Annotated in this window: 1 protein-coding gene; it reads left to right on the plus strand. The window is 47.5% G+C overall.

The annotated features are described in order from the left end of the window. Positions 1-1,241 (plus strand): helicase-related protein (locus R7E00_RS24005; RefSeq protein WP_318124761.1); only part of this gene is annotated, 1,241 nt, incomplete at both ends.

Raw genomic sequence — 1,241 nt, forward strand, 5'->3', positions numbered from 1 at the left:
ATGGCAAAAAATATAGAGAGTTTGATGAATAAAGAGTCAGGCTCTCTGCTTGCGTTTCTTCCCGGTGTGGCGGCCATTAAGCAAGTGCAAGAGCGGTTATCGCACTTACCGGACGATGTTGAAGTATGCCCGTTGTATGGTCAGTTGAGCTTTACTGAGCAACAGAAAGCCATCTCTCCTGCAGAAAAAGGTAAGCGCAAAGTCGTATTGGCAACCAACATTGCGGAAACCTCTCTGACAATTGAAGGTATTCGCCTTGTGGTGGATTCTGGTTTGGAGCGTGTTGCGCGTTTTGACTTGAAAAATGGCCTTACACGATTGGAGCAAACGCGTATTGCTCAATCGTCAGCCATCCAGCGAGCTGGTCGTGCTGGTCGGATTGAAGAGGGGATTTGCGTTCGCCTCTATTCAGAAAGTCAACTCAAGCAACAGCCACAAGTGCCACAACCTGAGATTTTGCATTCCGATCTTGCGAGCTTGGTAATGGAGCTGGCGTTTTGGGGGACGACCGATATTCATGAGCTAAAATGGCTCGATATTCCTTCTGCTGCCGCGCTGCAACAAGCTAAGCAGTTGTTGTTTTCATTAGGGCTTATTACCGAGCAAGGACAACTGACTGCGGAAGGAAAGCAGGCTCATGACTTGGGCGTAGAACCTCGCGCGGCAGCGATGTTAATTAAATCGCAATCCCACAGCGATAAGATGGTAAATGTCGCTTTGGCGGCGGTCGCCCTAATTGAAGAGCCAGAGCGTAATGTAACGAATATCGCACATAGCTTGCATCGTTGGTTGTCCGGTTCTCATCCGAAAAAATCGTTGTTATTGAAGCGCGCACAATCTCTTGCGCATAAACTCGATACCACGTTTAGCCTTCGAGAAGTGGATGAAGATGCATTGCCGTTGGTGTTGAGCTTGGCGTTTCCCGATAGGATCGCTCAGCAACGCACCAATCAATTTGGTCGCTTTGCACTAGCGAATAGTCATGGTGCAGAATGTCGTCCTGACGATATGTTAGGCGGCTGTGAGTACTTGGTCGCGATTGATCTGATGCGGTCTCATTCCAATTCGAGCCAAATACATTTAGCGTGTGAATTGGACGTCAATATATTGCAAACGACTTTTGATTCGCTATTTTCTACTGAAGAAGTAGTGGATTGGGATGAAAAGAAAGGGCGTTTAGTGGCCGAGAAACAACGAAAACTCGGTCAATTGGTGATTGAAAGGGTGTCATTACCTAATCC

Source organism: Vibrio sp. Vb1755, from assembly GCF_033338635.1.
Taxonomy (GTDB): Bacteria; Pseudomonadota; Gammaproteobacteria; order Enterobacterales; family Vibrionaceae; genus Vibrio; species Vibrio alginolyticus.